General features: G+C 42.2%; 18 protein-coding genes. 7 read left to right on the top strand and 11 right to left on the bottom strand.

The genetic code is table 11. The annotated features are described in order from the left end of the window. Positions 1–15 precede the first annotated feature (15 nt). The 7 genes from rpsU to AAFH98_RS00320 all read right to left on the bottom strand — a co-directional run bounded on the left by rpsU (position 16) and on the right by AAFH98_RS00320 (position 6,302). The gene (gene rpsU / locus AAFH98_RS00350; RefSeq protein ID WP_342520673.1) at positions 16–210 is read right to left on the bottom strand and encodes a 30S ribosomal protein S21; all 195 of its coding nucleotides are present in this window, start codon (positions 208–210) and stop codon (positions 16–18) included. Between the two features lie 98 nt (positions 211–308). Continuing rightward, complete coding sequence (locus AAFH98_RS00345; protein WP_342520672.1) at positions 309–932, bottom strand: hypothetical protein; 624 nt, start codon at positions 930–932, stop codon at positions 309–311. A gap of 5 nt (positions 933–937) precedes the next feature. Next, positions 938–1,636 carry a hypothetical protein gene (locus AAFH98_RS00340; RefSeq protein WP_342520671.1) on the bottom strand — a complete coding sequence of 233 codons (699 nt, stop codon included), beginning with the start codon at positions 1,634–1,636 and terminating at the stop codon, positions 938–940. A gap of 80 nt (positions 1,637–1,716) precedes the next feature. Next, positions 1,717–2,559, bottom strand: a complete 843-nt coding sequence (locus tag AAFH98_RS00335; RefSeq protein WP_342520670.1) for a TIGR02757 family protein — start codon at positions 2,557–2,559, stop codon at positions 1,717–1,719. A gap of 65 nt (positions 2,560–2,624) precedes the next feature. After that, positions 2,625–3,719, bottom strand: a complete 1,095-nt coding sequence (gene mutY / locus AAFH98_RS00330; protein ID WP_342520669.1) for an A/G-specific adenine glycosylase — start codon at positions 3,717–3,719, stop codon at positions 2,625–2,627. Between the two features lie 41 nt (positions 3,720–3,760). Then, positions 3,761–5,323 (bottom strand): Ig domain-containing protein, encoded by a 1,563-nt coding sequence (locus AAFH98_RS00325; protein WP_342520668.1) that lies wholly within the window; start codon positions 5,321–5,323, stop codon positions 3,761–3,763. Positions 5,324–5,327: 4 nt separating this feature from the next. Continuing rightward, a complete protein-coding gene (locus AAFH98_RS00320) occupies positions 5,328–6,302 on the bottom strand; it encodes an NAD-dependent epimerase/dehydratase family protein (protein ID WP_342520667.1) in 975 nt (324 codons plus the stop codon). A gap of 103 nt (positions 6,303–6,405) precedes the next feature. Between AAFH98_RS00320 and AAFH98_RS00315 the strand changes: the two genes are divergently transcribed. The 6 genes from AAFH98_RS00315 to AAFH98_RS00290 all read left to right on the top strand — a co-directional run bounded on the left by AAFH98_RS00315 (position 6,406) and on the right by AAFH98_RS00290 (position 15,255). Then, positions 6,406–7,560, top strand: a complete 1,155-nt coding sequence (locus AAFH98_RS00315) for a glycosyltransferase family 4 protein (RefSeq protein ID WP_342520666.1) — start codon at positions 6,406–6,408, stop codon at positions 7,558–7,560. 21 nt (positions 7,561–7,581) lie between these two features. Next, entirely contained in the window at positions 7,582–8,721 is a 1,140-nt protein-coding gene (locus AAFH98_RS00310; RefSeq protein WP_342520665.1) for a glycosyltransferase family 4 protein, read from the top strand. 90 nt (positions 8,722–8,811) lie between these two features. Beyond that, positions 8,812–10,056 (top strand): aminotransferase class I/II-fold pyridoxal phosphate-dependent enzyme, encoded by a 1,245-nt coding sequence (locus AAFH98_RS00305; RefSeq protein ID WP_342520664.1) that lies wholly within the window; start codon positions 8,812–8,814, stop codon positions 10,054–10,056. Positions 10,057–10,059: 3 nt separating this feature from the next. Further along, entirely contained in the window at positions 10,060–11,193 is a 1,134-nt protein-coding gene (locus AAFH98_RS00300; RefSeq protein WP_342520663.1) for a GNAT family N-acetyltransferase, read from the top strand. Between the two features lie 166 nt (positions 11,194–11,359). Further along, the gene (locus AAFH98_RS00295) at positions 11,360–12,754 is read left to right on the top strand and encodes a class II fumarate hydratase (protein ID WP_342520662.1); all 1,395 of its coding nucleotides are present in this window, start codon (positions 11,360–11,362) and stop codon (positions 12,752–12,754) included. 65 nt (positions 12,755–12,819) lie between these two features. Then, positions 12,820–15,255: an alpha-ketoacid dehydrogenase subunit alpha/beta gene (locus tag AAFH98_RS00290; RefSeq protein WP_342520661.1), complete on the top strand. Its 2,436-nt coding sequence runs from the start codon at positions 12,820–12,822 to the stop codon at positions 15,253–15,255. Positions 15,256–15,280: 25 nt separating this feature from the next. Here the strand turns inward: AAFH98_RS00290 and AAFH98_RS00285 are convergent, their stop codons facing one another. Continuing rightward, on the bottom strand, positions 15,281–16,492 hold the full coding sequence (locus AAFH98_RS00285; RefSeq protein ID WP_342520660.1) for an FG-GAP repeat domain-containing protein: 1,212 nt from the start codon (positions 16,490–16,492) through the stop codon (positions 15,281–15,283). Between the two features lie 67 nt (positions 16,493–16,559). Then, a complete protein-coding gene (gene cyoE, locus AAFH98_RS00280; RefSeq protein ID WP_342520659.1) occupies positions 16,560–17,465 on the bottom strand; it encodes a heme o synthase in 906 nt (301 codons plus the stop codon). Between the two features lie 119 nt (positions 17,466–17,584). Here cyoE and AAFH98_RS00275 point away from each other — a divergent pair, with 119 nt between their 5' ends. Next, positions 17,585–18,535: a COX15/CtaA family protein gene (locus AAFH98_RS00275; protein WP_342520658.1), complete on the top strand. Its 951-nt coding sequence runs from the start codon at positions 17,585–17,587 to the stop codon at positions 18,533–18,535. Between the two features lie 57 nt (positions 18,536–18,592). Here AAFH98_RS00275 and AAFH98_RS00270 read toward each other — a convergent pair whose 3' ends face one another. Together AAFH98_RS00270 and AAFH98_RS00265 are read right to left on the bottom strand one after the other, a co-directional pair. Then, positions 18,593–18,895 (bottom strand): cytochrome C oxidase subunit IV family protein, encoded by a 303-nt coding sequence (locus AAFH98_RS00270; protein ID WP_342520657.1) that lies wholly within the window; start codon positions 18,893–18,895, stop codon positions 18,593–18,595. Positions 18,896–18,918: 23 nt separating this feature from the next. Beyond that, a complete protein-coding gene (locus tag AAFH98_RS00265; RefSeq protein ID WP_342520656.1) occupies positions 18,919–19,575 on the bottom strand; it encodes a cytochrome c oxidase subunit 3 family protein in 657 nt (218 codons plus the stop codon). Between the last annotated feature and the right edge of the window lie 7 nt (positions 19,576–19,582).

Genomic DNA, 19,582 nt, shown 5'->3' with positions numbered 1-19,582 from the left:
AGTAATCTAAAAAACTTAGTACTGGTTGCGTGAGCGACGACGTTGTTCACGAATACTTTTCTTCAGCGCTTCACGACGTTCTTTTGAAGGCTTTGTGTACTGTTGATTATCTTTGTATTCATTGAGGATTCGTGAACGTGCAACCAATTTTTTGAACCGATTAACGGCTCGGTCAATGCTCTCGTTATCTTTTACTTTAACTCCAACCATAGATTGTAAATTGTTTTGCTTTCAATTCTTGGACGCCAAATATAAGCATCTTTTTGTAAATGTACATATTTATAACAAAGAAAAAGTGCATGTCATTTCTAATAAATCTGGATGTCCATTCCTATTCCAACTTCCCAGCCGGAACCGTACCATCTGAAGTCATTTGATACATTTACGCGACTGGGATTGCCATTAGGATACCTGTCAACTATTTCAGTGACGGTTCCAAAATCACCGTTTGAAAGTCGGTACCCTGTAGTGGCACGGAGTGATACCAGACGAGTAAACCGCCATTCCAGTTCGAGATAAGGTTTAAAGGAATCTGGAAATCGATCCTCAATTTTTCCACCTACAATCTCATACTCCCGTTTGTAATCATTTATCGCAAAACGATTTAATCCAATTCCACCTTTCATTCGGAATTGATTGTTGTGTATGAAAGCCCAGGAAATATTGGCTCCAAATAAAAAGTCTACGGAGGAGTGGAATCCCCTGAAAAGTATAAAGTCTATACCAACTGGATATTGATCATAATCGTAAATCGATAGGCTTATACCTTGTGACTGAGCATATTCTTGGCTGACGCTATTGAGCTGGAAGTTATAATGACTATTTAGATGAAGCCCTACACTAACACTGGGAATCATATCATCTTCAACGACCTGTGCCTGCACGCAGGTAAAACTCATCAGCAAAATAACAGGGAGAACGAGGGACCGCATTAGTACTAAAGGTTGAAGATCACGTTAAATGTTAAGGTCCCCACCGAGTGATCATGCGTAAGATTATATCGCAGACGATATTGCGGTTTAGCGGTGATAGAAAATGAGTCGCCAATGCTAAAATTGGTATCAAGGCCAAACTGAGGTCCTGCAACAAAGCCGTCAAAACCTTGCCGGAGATTGGCTGATGAATAAGGAGGTATGTAATCCCCAAAGCCTAAATGAGCACCAACATTGGGTAGAAAAGTTATGGTATCAGAAATTTTTAAGGATTTGTAAATGGATGAAGATCCAAGGAGGGAAGTGAGTGAAGGATCATTTATTCCTTGGTAATTTCCTAAATCCAGGTTAAAACTGTGGTAGACTGAAACTTCATTTCTGAGTATCAAATCATTATTTCTACGACTTGTTTGTCCCGCCGTAAGTCCCACATTTATAAGAGAAAAGCTACTATTTGAATTGTAATCGGTTGATATATATTCAGTATGAAGAGTAAAATCGTAGGTATCATTAAATCGGTATCCAATAGCTGGACCAATAAGTTGGGTCTCTTCAAAAATACCGCCCCGTAGATATAATGATTCTACTACCGGCGTAAAAAAGCCAGGCTCATCTTCATAGGTTGTTTGAGCGTGAGTGAGGGAAGTAGTAGCAATTGTAAAAACTAATAGTAAAAAGAATGGAGCCGTTTTGTTGGTTTGCATAACGTGATATTAGGGAGTTGGTAGCGTCTGATAATAGATTAAGTAATCAATATTAGGACAAATATTTGGGAGAGTAAAACTTAATCTAATACCACCGGATTCTTGATAAATTTTTCTGGAATTTCATCTTGGTTAACCCCCAATCCGAAGAGCGCATAATCATATTTGGCAGGGTCTTGGGGATCTAAAAGCCGAAGTGCTTCGGTGAGCTCTTGCACGGCCCACCAGTCATTATAGGTTCGGGATAGAAGGCCTAAGGCCCGGGCCTGACGTGCCACATGCACATCAAGGGGAATCATGAGCTCGGACTGTGGCATAAAATCCATTAGTCCTAAATCCACGGAGCTATTATTACGCAGAGCCCATCGTAAAAATAGATACTGACGCTTACAGGAGCTCTTTTTATCAGCATTGGAAACGTGTTTGCGCGTGCGCTGTGGTGCTTCGGGATGTTGCGCAAAAAACTGTTCGTGAAACACCGACATCAGTGGACGATCATTTGCTTTGGCTTGTTGATAACAGTGAGCCCAAAACTTTTCAAATGATTCATATTTGTGAAGAATGGTCTGTAGGATTTTTACCAGCCATTTCATGTCAATAGGTTTAAAGGTCCGGTGTTTGAATCCTTTAAAACGATTGGCCTCATCATCCTCAAAATGAGTAATAAAATCAGTGGGACAATTATCCATCCGGTCTAAGAAATCCCGAACTTTACGGATGACAATATCACGTCGTCCCCACGCCATGGTAGCTGCAAAAAATCCTGCCAGCAGTTGATCTTCTTTCTGATTGAAAGCATGCATAAACAGAATGGGATCATCCTCGATATAATCTGGCTGCTCAACTTTTTCTACCCACTCGTCGAGAAAAGGCTTAAGAGTTTTGATTTCTTCGGGAGATCGCTTTGTGAGATCTGGCGGCATTTATAGGATTATTTTTGTCTGACAAATATTATGTCATGCTGAACTTGTTTCAGGATGACATAAAGTTAAATTTCCAGTTCCTGCTGGCCTTTATCTAAATTCATCAGCTTTTCGGTAAGCTTACGGTTAGCTTTTGGAAAGGGATAATCCTCAAGCTCATCAATAGCAATCCACCGAATTTCCTGGCTGCTTTTGGGCTTGGGATTACCGTTCTCCAACGTACATAAATAAGCATGCATAGTAATCTTAAAGTGCGAATAGGCATGATCGAGCTTCATAAACGGTTTGGTAATAGAAACATCGATATCCAGCTCTTCATTGAGTTCACGCTTAACTGTTTCTTCTATCTCTTCATCGTCTTCCTGCTTACCGCCGGGAAACTCCCACATACCACCCAGCATCGCATCATCAGGACGTAGTGCGATAAGCACCTCTTCATTTTTATTCATCACAATGCCAACACCAATTTGATGATGGGGTCGCTTTTTGGCAGATGATTTATAGGGAATTTCGTTAGTCTTGGCTGTTTTAAAGGCTACACAATCAGCTTGAATGGGACACTCTTCACAATCTGGATTGGAAGGCGTACAAACCGTTGCTCCCAATTCCATAACCGCCTGATTAAAGTCGCCCGGTCGCTCCTCAGAAATAAGCTCATCCGCAGCATCTTGTATAGCATTTTTTGTGGATGAGCTTCGTACGTCATCTTCAATTCCCAAATAGCGGCTGAGCACGCGAATTACATTGCCATCTACTACGGCATGCTTTTTCTGATAGGCTATACTTAGCACGGCTGATGCGGTATAAGGCCCCACGCCTTTAAGCTTATTGATATTATCCCAGTTGTCAGGCACTTGTCCATCAAATTCATCTACAACTAACTTTGAAGCTGCATGGAGATGACGAGCACGGCTGTAATATCCGAGTCCCTCCCAAACTTTCAGCACTTCCTGCTGGTCTGCACTTGCCAAATCATGTACCGTTGGAAAGTGCTCCATGAACCGGTTGAAATAGGGCGTAGCCTGATCCACACGCGTTTGTTGGAGCATGATTTCGGAAACCCAAATTTTATAGGGATCGCCACAATCGCGCCACGGCATTTCACGCTTATGTTGATCATACCAATGTAATAAAGCTTGTTGAAAATCGCTTTTATCCAAGAGTGAAAGGTCCTGTAAAATTGAAATGAGCTGCTTAGTACTTAGTTATTAGCCTGATTGCTACGCGGATTTTCAATCACATTAATAGTGATATCGGTCGATTTTGCGGCCCCGTATTGATCTGTAGCAATAACTCGAAACTCGTTTTCTCCAACCTGACGAGCAGTCGGTGTCCATATAAATTCGCCTGACTTTTCATCGATGGAAGCCCCTTCTGGAAGGTCAACGCCGAGATATCGAACAAGCTCTCGATTATTTCCATCGGGATCGGTTGCCTTAATAGGAAGCGTAAATTCTTCGCCAACGGGAATACTTATAGACCGAATAGGAGCAAAGCGAGGCGGGGCATTAAATGAAGAAACTTCGATATCAACAGTGGTGCTGTCTGTTGAGCCACTGTTGGTTGAGGCAATGATTTTTACACGATGATTGCCAACATCATCCGCAGTTGGCTCCCAGTAAAAACTATGTCCGCGAATTTGAGCATGTTGGATGTCATCAGACCGGTAAGAGATTTGCACCGCTTTGGCAGGGATATCCTGTTCAAATTCTATGGGGAAAAGCAGTGGCTTAGTATGGGGAACTGTTTTTGAAGAAATACTTTGCAGGGAAATGTTGCCAGAATAGTTTTTCGTGATCTCTGAAGACCCTATTTCTTCAGATTCGCTACTTGAAGATGAAGTGATAATCCTACTTATTTTATCATTTTCTGAAAGCCATAAATCATCCCCGGTGACGGTAAAGAAGTTACCTGCTTCGGCATCATCCTTCCATAATTCAGGACTTCGGTTTTGATATGAGGTCCAGACACGATTAGAGTTCCCCTGAATGATGAGCCAGTTTTTCCAAGCTTCAATTTTTGTTATAGGTTCATCAATACTACCCAGTTGAGAGAGGTTGCCACTGCTATTTAATTCGTAGATATTCCCTGCATCATTCGAACCATACATGGTGTTGTCAATCAGGAATATTTTCTGCAAGGTTTCAGGAATCTCAATCTCTTCATCAAGGTTAAGTGTTCCGTTATCATAATTAAAGCGGAAAAGTTTTTGATTCGCCGATAGGGCAAAGAGTTGATCCGAAGAGGCTTCAATATCTATAATGTTTTCTCTGCTCAACAGTGAGCGTTCAATATAGTCCATAGTAGAATCAACAGCTGCAGGGGTTCGCAGTGAAAGTTTTCCAAGACCTTTATTACCAAGTGCTACATATAAATTGTTATCCAAGCGTTTGGCATCACGTGGATTTGCTGGCAGCAGGGTAGAAGAATATACCCCCAAAACTGAGGTGGGTTCTAAAACCGTTAAGCGTCGGCTGTCACCAAAAAGGTAAGCAAACCGAATATCGGCGGTGAGCTTATATCCGCGCTGTTCCATGCCAGTGGATGAGTATAACCACTGCAGAGTATCTTGCTGGGTGCGGAATACCGCCATTCCTTCCGAATCAGATAATACATATACATGAGCCGGAGAACTGCCAACTGTGATAGTTGAGGGGATTTCCAACACATACGAGAAATCTTTTTGCAAAGTCGGTTGGGCATCGGCGTTTATTGCGATTCCCATAAATAAAACTACGAAAAAAGTGAGCAGTCTGTTCTTCATAAGATTATAGCCAATGATGTTTTTTATACCAGTGGATCGTACGCGAAATACCTTCTCCAAGTGAGTATTGGGGGGTATAGCCGAGTTCGCGATGTGCTTTTTCGTTAGAGCACGTCCATTCTAAAATTAATTCTTTTGCCTTTTCCTTGTTAAGAACGGGATACATCCCAAAAAATGATGCAGCTTTTTCAACCGTTCCGACAATGGTTTTAACCAGTTCTGGTTTAACGTATATAGGTAATGTCTTTTTACCTAATACCTTGGAGGTAGTTCCGCGAATTTGCTCCCAGTCATAGATTTCTGGTCCCGATACAAAATAAGTATGTACACCTTTGTCTGTTTGATCAACAGCCTTAAAGATACCGTTAACGACATCACCCACATAAATCATTGATACTTTGGGATGCTTCCCGTCACCAATAATAGGACAGATACGCTTGTTCATCATCTTAAAAAAGCTGTATATCTGATCTTCGCGGGGGCCGTACACCGCAGGCGGACGCAAAATCGTAATTGAGGTTTGTCCATTAGCAACCTCGTGGATAACTTCCTCCATCTCTTTTTTTGATCGCCCGTAATTACTAACCGGATTCATGGGTTTGTCTTCAGTTACAGGGCCATTTTCGCTGGGCCCAACCGCAGCCAGGGAGGAGAGTACCACTATTTTAGGGACGCCCTCTTTTTGGGCGATCCGGAGAAGGTTTTCGGTGGCATCCACATTAGCATGTTTCAATTCCTCATAGGATGGTGCTTTGACACGTCCGGCTATATGGAAAATGACATCGACATCTTGCACCGCTTTTTTAAGCACAGGAAGGTCGTCCAGATCACCACGAATGGGCGTAAAGTTTTTTCCTTTGAGCCACTTTTCATTGCTGCGAATAAGGCAACGAACTTCGGAATAGTCGTCAGAATCAATAAGAGCGTCGGCCAGATGACTTCCAATAAAACCTGTGCCGCCAGTTACGAAGGCTTTCATCAAATTTTGTATATTTGGGGGCTTAATTAAGCTGTGACTGTGAAAACATCTCAAGTTTAAACGGTTGTAAAGATACAAATATCAACGATGTATTGGAAAATTTATGAAAGAACTTAGAGTCGCCATTTTTACCGGAAATTATAATCATATTCAGGATGGAGTTTCGCTTACCCTGAATAGATTAGTGGCCTTTCTGGAAGAAAAGGGAGTTCCTGTTATCGTATTTGGCCCTACTACTGATGAGCCTGCTATCGATCATGAGGGGGAATTTGTCCCGGTGCCTTCTGTTCCCGTTCCCGGACGGTCGGAGTATCGTATTACGGTAGGATTTCCCGAAAAAGCCCAGCGGCGACTCCGTGAATTTGAGCCCACGCTTATCCATTTGGCAACGCCCGATGTGCTGGGATTTCGTGCTATGCGCTGGGCACAGGCCAATCAAATTCAAATAGTCGCCTCATACCACACCCATTTTACCAGTTATTTGAAGTATTATAATTTGGATATGTTGGAATTATTGGGATGGAAATACATCGGCTGGTTTTACAGCCAGTGCAAGCATATATACGTACCATCGCCTTCTATGGCCGATGAACTCAATGAAGAAGGTATTGATGAGGGAATTAGAATTTGGGCACGTGGCGTAAATACCGATCAGTTTAATCCCGATTTTAGGGATATGGAATGGCGCCGATCAATTGGGTTTGCTGACGAAGATAACGTTGTGACGTTTGTATCGCGTTTAGTGTGGGAAAAAAATCTCCAGACTTATGTTGATGCCATAAAAAAGCTGCAACAAAGTCATCCCGATATTAAAGCAATGGTTGTGGGAGACGGGCCCGCCAAGAAAGAGCTCGAGCACATGCTGCCGGAAGCACATTTCACCGGTTTTATTACAGGTGATGAGTTGAGTCGTGCTTATGCCAGCAGTGATGTCTTTTTATTTCCATCTGAAACGGAAACATTCGGTAATGTGACGTTGGAAGCAATGTCGAGTGGGTTACCGTGTGTGGTTGCTGATGCGACCGGGAGTCGATCATTAGTAGAGTCGGGCGTCAATGGATTTTTGGCCCCTCCACGTGATACGCAGGGATTTGCTAAGTGTGTTTCGGATATAACGAATGATAGTGAGCTTTGGGAGCAGATGAGTAAAGCTGCGCGCCAAAAAGCGTTAGTGTATTCGTGGGAGAATGTGAACAACAAGCTGCTTGAAAATTACCGGGAAGCCCTTGACGAGCCGCGTCCAGAGCTAAAATTTTAGTTTTAAATTATAGATCATTTCGTGCGAATTTTATACGTATCTCATACCCATCCGCCCGAAGGCGAAATTTTGGATAATGTGGGCGGCATGCAGCGGGTAAGCCAGCAACTTATCAATGAACTTAAGCGCAAGAGCGAGGTTGAGGTTATCACGGAAACCATCAATGTTTCCGAGAATGGAAAGATAGCGCTGCATACGACAGGCTTTTTGTTTCGGAATTTGTTTGAGCTTCCTCATAAAGTGCGCGAATATGATGTGGATGTCGTCGTATTTTCGTCGATGGTAACGGCCAGCCTTGCGTACTTTCTGCGGGATAAAATATCAGTCCCAATGATCACTATTAACCATGGACGTGATGTTACCTTGCCGGTTGGGATTTATCAGTGGTTTGTACCCAAAGTCTTTAACAGTCTTGACGGGGTAATCTCGGTTTCTCGGGCAACCCGCCAGGAATGTATTAAGCGGGGAATGGATCCGGAGAAAGGGGTATCATTACCGAACGGTTTTGATTTTAAGAAGTTAAATAATTTCCCCGATAAAAAGGAATCCCGGAACCGGTTGCAGAAGAATTTTCGGATTCCGCTGGAAAACAAGTTTATGCTGCTTACGGTTGGACGTAAGGTTAAACGGAAGGGGCACGAATGGTTTATTCGTGAAGTAATGCCCAAACTTGGCGATAATATTGTTTACGTAACCGTAGGGGACGGCCCCGAATTTAATAATATTAATGATGCTGTTGATGATTCGGCATATCAAAACAGCATTTTTCTCTTAGGGCGACAGCCCGATGAAGTTCTTAAACAGGCTTATGCAGCCGCCGATATTTTTGTGATGCCGAATATCCCGGTTGAAGGTGATATGGAAGGATTTGGCATTGTATTACTTGAAGCAAATATGGCACGAACCCCAGCTGTTGCTGCTGATTTGGAAGGCATCAAAGATGTGATTGAGCAGGGCCAAAATGGTTATCGAGTGCCCCCGCGTGATGCGGATACCTTTGCAGAAACGGTTACGCAATTACTTTCGAATAATTTGGAACAATTTTCGCAGCAAACACGTAGTTATGTGCAAGAACAATTCAGTTGGGATCATATTGCTCAACAGTATATTGACTTTTTTCAAACTGTAATCACCAAATATACTTCCTCTATTCAGAAATAACATTATCGTATTCATAATTTGATTGAGGCATAATATGGAAGTATATTTACAACGATAAGCACTTTTTTAAAAAGCCGAAAAATGGAACGAATGGCTGATTCTAAATCAGATGTAAAAACAAACGATATTTTTGCCAAAGCCTATGATTTTACCAAGGCTGAGGAAATAAAATCCAAGGGATTGTACCCCTATTTCAAGCCCCTTCAAGCAACCGACGGAACCACTGTTCAGATTGATGGACGTGAAGTTATAATGGCTGGTTCAAATAACTACTTGGGGCTGACCAATGATCCCCGAGTTATTGAAGCGGCAACCGATGTACTTAAGGTATATGGTACCGGATGTACAGGATCACGATATTTAAATGGTACGCTGGATTTGCATATCGAGCTTGAAGAGAAGCTCGCAGAGTTTATGCGTAAAGACTCCTGTGTGTTGTTTAGTACGGGCTACCAGACTAATGAAGGGGCTATTCAAACAATTGCCGGACGGAAGGATGTGATCTTTTCTGACAAAGATAATCATGCTTGTATTGTTACGGGAACGCTCGTATCAAATGCTAAGACAATGCGTTTTCAGCATAATGATATGGATCAGCTGGAAATGCTTATGGAGCGTGCTGAAGAAGAGGCCGGTAAAATTATTGTTAGTGATGGCGTGTTTTCGATGTCGGGGACTATAGCTAATGTGCCTGAGCTGGTTCGACTGAAAAATGAACATGGTGCACGTCTTTATTTGGATGATGCCCATGCTATTGGCGTTGTTGGCGAAGGCGGACGTGGTTCTGCTTCTACGTTTGATTTGATGGATGAAGTTGATCTGATTAGCGGAACATTTTCTAAGTCCTTTGCTTCACTTGGGGGGTTCTTAGTGGGAGATCACGAGGTTATTGAATACATCCGTCATAATTCACCCGCACATATTTTTAGTGCTTCTATGCCCCCGGCCAATGTGGCGACTGTGTTGAAGGCGCTTGAAATTCTGCAGGATGAAACGTGGCGATTAGATCGATTGGAAGAAATTTCGAACTACATGCGCGAATCGCTCCGTGATATGGGCTTTAATGTATGGAGCAGCCAAACGCCAATTATTCCTGTAGTTATTGGAGAGATGATGGATTGTTTTGAATTCTGGAAAGGATTATTTGAGGCTGGTGTTTATGTGAATGCAGTGGTTCCTCCGGGCGTACCACGCGGCCAATCGCTTGTACGTACCAGCTATATGGCAACGCATACCGATGACCACTTAGACCGTATTTTGGAAGCTTTCCGAAAAGTGGGTATAGAGCAGGGTATGATAGATCAGAATGGACATTCACTGCTTGAAATGGATTAGATTGTGGAAACAGTTCAGCGCATCAACGGTGTTACGCTTGCGACGACGAAAAGTGAGCGTAAACAATTTATAGACTTTCCTTATCAGCATTACTCTGATGATGAGCACTGGATTCCTCCGCTCAAGATGGAGCAGAAAAAGCTTATCGATACAGAGAATAATCCGTTTTATGATAATGGGGATATAGCCCTGTTTTTGGCCGAACAGGATGGTGAGATTTGTGGACGTATTGCTGCTATTCAGGATCGTCGGTATAACGAACATCATAATAATAAAACCGGTTTTTTTGGTTTTTTTGAATGTATTGATGATCAGTCTGTAGCAAATTTATTGTTCAAGGTAGCCGGTGATTGGTTACGTCAGCGTGGACATACTGATGTATTAGGCCCAGCCAACCCGAGTATGATGGATGAGATCGGTGTTTTAATAGATGGCTTTGAATATGACCCCAGTTTCTTGATGCCTTATCACAAGCCATATTATGATAAGCTCATCAAGAATGCCGGATTAGAAAAATCCATGGATATGTATGCCTTTCGGGTAACGCAGGCTACAGTGACGCTTGATAGAATCTATCGGGCCGAAGAGATTGTGCGTCGGCGGTTGCCAAAGTTGAAAATCCGCGAGATTGACACGAAAAATCTTGACCAGGAAATTGAAATTGTACGGAATGTCTTTAACCAGGCATGGTCGCAGAATTGGGGTTTTATTCCCTGGACAAAAGAAGAGCTTGAGGAATTAGCTAAGGATTTAAAGCTAATTTTAGATCCCAAAGTTGCCCATATTGCTGAAGTTGATGGAGAGCCTGTTGCTTTTTCAATAGCACTTCCAGACTTAAATCAGGCACTAAAGCATACCGATGGGACATTATTTCCCACAGGAATTTTCAAACTCCTGTGGCATCGTCGAAATATTGATCAGATTCGTACTGCCTTAATGGGGGTTGTTCCAAAGTACCAGGGAAAGGGAATTGATGCCCTATTACATAAAGAAGCGATCATAAATGGAAAAGAGGCTGGATATAAATCATCCGAATTAAGTTGGGTGCTGGAATCCAACAAAAATATGATTCGCGTTGCCGAAAAAATTGGTGCTGAGATTGAGAAGACCTACCGTATGTACAGTAATGATTTATAGTCATCGGGCCAGTTTGTAGCAGCTGGTTATTGACAAAATAGCGGAGTAAATTTCCTTCCTTTCGAGACTCCGAAATTTCCCAAAAATTTCATACCTTTGATTGCCTGAACAGAGCCTACTTTTTATGGTATGAAAAGAATTTTTATTAAAAATCCTATCAAGTATTATGAGTGAATTTCGTATTGAAACTGATTCCATGGGAGAAGTTAAAGTACCAAAAGATGCATATTATGGTGCGCAAACGCAGCGTGCTGTTGATAATTTCCCGGTTAGCAGTATCCCTTTTAGCCGCGGATTTATTGAGGCCTTAGGTTTGGTAAAGAAAAATGCTGCAAAGGTAAACGGCGCACTCGGTGAGCTTGATGATGGCGTATCCGAAGCTATTCAGAAAGCGGCCTCAGAAGTGGCTGAAGGTCAGTTTGATGATCATTTTCCTATCGATATTTTTCAGACAGGATCGGGAACATCCACCAATATGAATGCTAATGAAATTATTGCCAAGCGGGCTAATGAGCTTAAGGGCGATGATGTGGAGACTCAGATCCATCCCAATGATCACGTAAATTATGGGCAAAGTTCGAATGACGTTATCCCAACCTCTATTCGAATTGCGGCAATTCTGGCAGTCAAAAGTAATTTGATGCCGGCGCTTAAACATCTTAAAGAGGCTTTTGAAGAAAAAGGCGAAGAGTTTGCTGATGTCGTAAAAACAGGCCGCACGCACTTGATGGATGCAATGCCGGTGACTATCAAACAGGAATTTGATGGCTATGCTCGTCAGTTAGAACTTGGTGTTAAACGTCTTGAATCTGCTTTGGAACGAATTACGGAACTTCCACAGGGAGGTACTGCGGTTGGTACGGGCTTGAATACTAATCCGGATTTCGGAGCCGAAATGGCCAAGTCATTATCTGAAGAAATTGGTGTTGATCTTAGCGAAGCTAAAAATCATTTTGAGGCTCAATCCACGGTTGATGCGCCTGTGGAGCTAAGCAGTCAGCTTAAAACGATTGCAACCGGATTGATGAAAATTGGGAATGACTTGCGCTGGATGAATTCCGGACCTAATAGTGGAATTGGTGAAATTAAGCTTGAAGCGCTACAACCAGGTTCTTCAATTATGCCGGGCAAAATTAATCCCGTGATCGAAGAGTCAATTACAATGGTGTGTGCACAAGTGATCGGAAACGATTCGGCCATCACAGTAGCAGGGCAGTCCGGCAATTTTGAATTGAATGTTATGTTGCCAGTTGTCGCTCATAATTTATTAGAGTCGATAAATATTTTAGGCAATGCTGTTCGCAACTTGGCTGATCGCTCGGTATCACGGTTAACGGTTAATGAAGAACGTGTTGCTGATATGGTGGGACGGAATCCGGTATTGGTTACCGCTCTAAACCCCTTAATTGGATATGACCAAGCGGCAAAAATTGCAAAAAAGGCATTTTCTGAAAGTCGTCCCGTTAAAGAGGTAGCCCGTGAGATGACGGATTTAAGTGACGAGGAGCTTGACAAAGCCCTTGATCCTATTAAAATGACAAAAGGTGGATTTATGGAGTAATGATTTCTGTGCACTATCTGCTAATAATTTATACTGCTGCAAAGCTTTAACTGAAAACGGATATTATGTCACCTACAAAAACGAAGAAGAAGTCATCGGATATCTCTTATTCCAAGGAGCAGAAGCAAGAGTTTTTAAATGACTATAAGTTGGCATTTAAAAGCAGGGAAGCTTCTTATTTAGGACGTAAAGAAACATTAACAGGCAAAGCCAAGTTTGGAATTTTTGGTGACGGTAAGGAGATGCCGCAGATTGCGATGGCCAAATTTTTTAAAGATGGTGATTTTCGTGCCGGATATTATCGTGATCAGACGTTTATGATGGCGATTGATCAGGTTACTTTGCAGCAGTTTTTTGCACAGCTTTATGCGCATGCTAATGTCGACGAGGAGCCTCATTCTGGTGGACGTCAGATGAATGCACATTTTAGCACTCGTAGTTTAAATGAGGATGGCAGCTGGAAAGATCTTACGGAGATGAAAAATACGTCGCCGGATGTTTCTCCCACTGCGGGACAGATGTCACGGCTGCTTGGATTAGCTGAAGCATCAAAAGTGTATCGGAATCATGAATCACTTTTGGACGATGAGCATTTTCAAAAATTTTCCGAAGAGGGCAATGAAGTAGCTTGGGGAACAATCGGTGACGCCAGCACTTCGGAAGGGGTTTTCTGGGAGACCATAAATGCAGCGGGCGTGTTACAGGTGCCGATGGTGATGTCGGTCTGGGATGATGGATATGGCATTTCTGTCCCACGAAAGTATCAGACTACCAAAGAAAGTATTTCGGAAGTTTTAAAAGGTTTTCAGCGTACCGAGGAGGAAGAAGGGTTTGAGATCCTAAAAGTAAATGCCTGGGATTATCCGGCTTTATTAGAAACGTATGAAAAAGCGGCTCAGATCGCACGCGAAGACCATGTACCGGTATTAGTGCATGTGACAGAAGTTACGCAGCCACAGGGACATTCGACTTCGGGATCTCACGAGCGATATAAATCAGAAGAGCGCTTGGAATGGGAAGAAGAGTATTGCTGCCTAAATAAGACTCGCGGTTGGCTTATTGAGGAAGAAATAGCCACTGAAGATGAAATTTCTACAATCGAAGAAGAAGCCAAAGAGGAAGTAAAGGAGGCACAAAAAGCGGCTTGGAAATCGTTTACTTCGGAGCTGAAAGGAGAACTTAACACGGTTGTAGAACTGGTCGAGAGCTTGGCTGATCAAAGTACAAAAAGTGATGAGCTGAAGACTGTTATTAAAGATATGAAAGCCCCAATGGTGCCATTGCGAAAATATGTGGTTTCGGGCGTTCGTAAAGCATTACGAATAACGCGTGATGAAAATTTATCAGCCAAAGATGATTTAAAGGCGTGGCTAAAAGAAAGTAATCAAGCCAACAGTTACCGTTATGATAGTTATTTATACAGTGAAGGAGATGAATCACCGCTAAATATAGAAGAGATCCCACCTGTTTATAGCGACGATCCTAAAAGTGTAGATGGTCGTGTCGTTTTGCGAGATAACTTTGATAAGCTTTTCGAGAAGTATCCTGAAACACTTGTCTTTGGGGAAGATACCGGGAAACTTGGTGATGTTAATAAAGGCCTTGAAAATATGCAGGATAAGTACGGTGAGCTGCGTGTCAGTGATACCGGTATCCGGGAGGCTACTATTTTAGGCCAGGGAATTGGGATGGCGCTGCGAGGCCTGCGTCCCATTGCGGAAATTCAATATCTTGATTATCTGCTGTATTGTTTCCAGGGATTGAGTGATGATCTTGCCACAGTTCGTTATCGAAGTATGGGCGGCCAGAAGGCGCCGTTAATTGTTCGTACGCGAGGGCATCGCTTGGAGGGAATCTGGCACACTGGTTCGCCGATGGGAATGATAATCAATGGGGTTAGAGGAGTGCACGTTTGCGTTCCACGAAACCTTACTGATGCAGCAGGAATGTATAATACGTTACTTCAGGGGGATGATCCGGCCTTGGTTATTGAACCCCTGAATGCTTATCGCTTGAAGGAAGATTTGCCTGAAAATTTAGGTGAATTTACAGTACCGCTTGGTATACCAAATGTTATTTCGGGTGGAACAGATATTACGATTGTATCCTATGGGGCTACATGCAATATCTGTGAGTCGATATTACCGGAGTTAGAAGAGGTAGGGATCTCAGCAGAACTGATTGACGTGCGAACTCTGTTGCCGTTTGATCGCAATCACGATATTGTGGAATCCCTCAAGAAAACCAACCGTATTCTTTTTGTAGATGAGGATGTACCCGGCGGTGCTTCAGCCTTTATGATGAACAAGGTGATCCAAGAACAGAAGGGTTATTATTATTTAGACTCTGAGCCGCAGTGCTTGACTGCAAAAGAACATCGTGGGGCGTATGGTTCTGATGGAGATTATTTCTCTAAGCCCAGCGAGGAAGATATTTTTGAGGCCGTTTACGCGTTGATGAGTGAGGCAAATCCGGCGAAGTATCCGCCTATTTATGAATAAGGTTTTAGGAGGTATAGATCAATGTTCAGTCTAATTTTTGTTGTATCAATAGTTGATCTTGCTTGTTATGGATGGCAATATATATATCAAGAAGTCCATCGCCATTAAAGTCTGCTATTTCAACATCGTTGGTAAATGGAGAAAAATCCTCCGGTAACCAATCTTCTGAATGATCCTCAAAAAAGCCACTGCCATTATTGATAAATACGCGAAGGCCTCCGTTATAATTTCCCACAACGATATCTAAGTCTCCGTCATTATCGATGTCAGCCAAGGCTGCATCAGAAGTGTTTGATGTTATTGTTGGCAATCGATCGGCAGTTTGGTCAGAAAAGAATCCATTGCCGTCATTAATTAAAAGACGATCTTGAGGGTTGGAATCTTCGCTGAACCCAGTATTGCCAAAATAAATGTCTTTATCGTTGTCGCCATCGATATCCCTGGCAGTTATGCTATGTGATTCTTCTACGGCATTGATATATGGAATGCGATTGCTTGATTGATTTTCAAAAAATCCCGATCCGGTATTTATTAAAGTGAGGTTTGGACCTTGGTTGGCTACAATAAAATCAGGTAGCCCATTGCCAGTGAGATCAGTTTGAGCAACGTCAAACGTAAGGTCAGAAATTTGGGGCAGGCGTTGTGATGTTTGGTTATTAAAAAAAGCATTTCCGGAGTTTGCCAATAAAATATTTTGTCCCCGGTTACCAATGAATAGATCCATAGATCCGTCTTCATCAACATCGAGAGCTTCTGCAGATGTGAAATTACCTGATACTGGTACCCGATTTGATAGGTCAGTAAAGGTCCCGAAATCATTATTGATAGAAAATTCACTTGCCTGATTTTGTTCACTGGCAAAGAAGAGATCGGGATTTCCGTCGGAATTAAAATCTGCTACAGTAATATCTTGTGAATTGAAACTTTGGGTAGTTAATCGCGAAGAAGTCTGATCATTGAAGACTCCATTCCCATTATTTACAAGCACCCTGTTAGATTCAAAACCCAATGCGATAACGATATCCCAATCCCCATCGTTATCGATATCAACGGCTTTTGCGCCGTTAGACTGTCCCGTTAAATTGGATGGAAGATGCTCAGAAGTTGAGTTTTTAAAGGTAGGTTGATCGTTCGGATCAGTAACACCGTTACCGTCGTCAGGGGCATTTAAATTCCATCCACAGGAAGCCAAATAAATCCCGCTCAATAATAAGATTATGATAACTTGTGGTCGCATAGAAATAAAAGTAATTACTTCTATGGAATTTTACTAAGAGATGTGTTGAGGGAACAGGTAGTAATTCTTAAAGAATCAGGATATCAATAATGACAAATGCCCAGATGATGGGAAGATAACCGAACGAAGCGAACATCAAATTTTTGGCAGATGGCTTGTCGCGATCTATTGCAAAGATAATTCCATAATAGAGGAATACTACGCTGCTTAACAGGCCACCGATTAAATAAATCCAGCTATTCATTCCAATATGATACAGCCCGTATGAAACTGGAAGTAGAGCAATTAAACATCCTACAATAAGTATAGTTGCTTTAATACCTGTGGGATCGTTTTTTGGTAGCATCTGGAAGCCGGCGCTTTGGTAGTCGTCTTTACAGACCCAAGCGATAGCCATAACGTGGGGAATTTGCCATAAAAAGACAATGCCAAACAGGAGCCACATGCCTGTGCTTCCCAAATGGCCCGTGGCTGCCGCCCAACCACCAACCGGGGGCAAGGCTCCGGGAATAGCTCCAATAAACACATTGACAACAGACACGCGTTTCATGGGGGTATAAATACCCAAGTAGATAACAGTTGTAAGGAGAGAGATAAGTCCTGCAACGGCATTAACGGCGATAAGTAGATATAGCAATCCACCTGTAATTAATGCGAGCGAAAATATGACACTATTTTTGGGTGATATTTTACTCGCTGGAACGGGACGTTTTTTAGTACGCTTCATTTTTCCATCGTACCGCCATTCCAAAAACTGATTGTGAGCGGCCGTTCCCGAGGCAATTAACCAAGTGCCCAGCGTGGCATGTATAAGCGTGATATAGTTTATGTGAGTGCCAGAACCCAGTACAAATCCAATAAGCATACTGGCTACCACACTAAAGGTGATACCCGGTTTGGTGAGCTCGTAATAAGCTGCAACTTTTTGGGTATCGAAAAACTTTGAAAGGGAGAATTCTGTGCTTAACTTCATGCCGAAATCGTAATTTTATCAGGTGCAAATGTACGCATTTATTAGCAAAATTGTTACCCTTTTGTGATAAATTATGATGATTACATCATTAGGTCTACAGATGAACAATAGAATATTTTATGAAGTTTAATAGGTATCAAAAGGTAGCGCTTACGACAGTAGGAGCTACTATTTTTCTGATTTTTGTTGGTGGCTTAGTTCGGGCTTCCGGAGCTGGTTTGGGATGTCCTGATTGGCCGAAGTGTTTTGGAATGTGGATCCCACCGTTAACACCTTCTGATCTACCTGCTCGTTTTGATGCTTCTCAGTTTAATGTGATTAAAACATGGACGGAGTATATCAACCGTTTGATAGGAGTAATTATTGGGGGATTGATTTCAATAACGTTTTTCCTGTCTTTTAAATATCGCAAAAGGAATCCTGCGGTGTTTTATAGTTCTGGATCAGCTTTTGTGATGGTATTGATTCAAGGATGGCTTGGAGGACAGGTAGTTAAGACGGGACTTTCTGAGTGGTTGATTACCTTGCACATGATATTGGCCATGCTCATTATGATAACGTTGGTTTATGCCGTTTTTAAGGCCTCAAAAAAGGATTTAACGGTTGAGATACCTCTCAAAATGAATCGGATCTTAGCGGGTACTCTTATCGTTTTGATGGTTAGTACTTTTGTTCAATTAATTCTGGGTACGCAAGTAAGAGAAGTAATTGACGTTTTAAAGAATATGACCAATGCCCCTCCTCGCGAGACGTGGATAGCCCAAGTAGGTCTCATCGATGAAATTCATCGTAGCTTTTCGTGGATTGTATTAGCAGCAGGTGGGGTTTTATACTATTTGACCAGTTGGAAGCTAAACTCTTCATTACTACAAAAGTTAGGCATTATTGTCTTGGCGTTAATAGGCTTGCAGGTGTTGACAGGTATTGGCATGTACTATCTAAATCTGCCGCCTGTTTATCAGGTTATACACCTTACGGGTATTGCTTTTTTAATTGCTGCTGAGACCTTAGCGTTATTGATAGTGGCAAACGCTAATCCTCAATTTCCAGAAGAGCAAAGAGTGGAATAAATAAAGCCGATCATCTTATGATCGGCTTTAAAATCGAAAAATAAGTCAGCGTAACACTTAGAAACCCGGGATTGTTTCCACACGGAATAGGGTATCCATCAGGGTAAGAGCTATGAGGAGCCCTAAAAATGCCAGTCCTGAAATAAATATCATAGAGTTAAAGCGTTCATCCCAGTAAAGGTTCATAAAGAATAACGCTACAAGTCCTGCTTTAACAACGGCAATACCCATGGCTGTAACAATATCCCAGGGTGTAGGGATATGAATATAGTATATGCCAACAGTGAGAATCGTCAGTACCAGCAGTGCGGCAGCAACGCCGAGTAATGTTTTGTCGGTGGATATATGATGTCCGCTCATGAGGAGTAAAATATTTTAAGTTATCATTCAATTAAGTAGAAGAGAGGGAATAGGAAAATCCAGATGATATCAACCAAGTGCCAATAGAGGCCGGTCATTTCAATAGGGGTGTAGTATTCACTATCGAAATGTCCTTTTAAGGATCTCCATAGCAACCAACTCATTAATCCCATACCAATTAATACGTGAAGACCGTGCAAACCAGTCATCAGGTAATAGAGACTATAAAACACATTTGCTTTCTCATGGGCTATTCCTTCAAAAGCATAAAATTCACCGGGATAGATACCGAGGTGAAATTTATGGGTCCATTCAAAGTATTTAATAACCATAAAGACAGCAGCTAAGGCCAGTGTAATACCCAGATTTATGGCAATATTTTTTTTCTGATTTAATTGGGCAGATTTAATAGCCATTGCTACCGTTAAACTACTGCCAATAAGAACTACAGTGTTTACTGCTCCCCAAAAGGTATCGAGTTGAGCCGAGGCTTGAGTAAACAAGTCGGGATACCACAGGCGGAATACAATATATGCTGCAAACAGCCCGCCAAACATCAGGATTTCAGTTGCCAAGAAGATCCACATTCCCATTTTAGCAGCTTCGAACTGCTGATCGGCATCCACAAAATGATGCTGAAAAAACTGCGAATGTGTTGTGGATGATGAATGATCTGCCATAATCAGT

This window comes from Fodinibius sp. Rm-B-1B1-1 (assembly GCF_038594945.1).
In the GTDB taxonomy this organism is placed as follows: domain Bacteria; phylum Bacteroidota; class Rhodothermia; order Balneolales; family Balneolaceae; genus Fodinibius; species Fodinibius alkaliphilus.
Note: the sequence above shows the minus strand (reverse complement) of the source record. Positions and strands in the feature narration are given on the sequence as shown.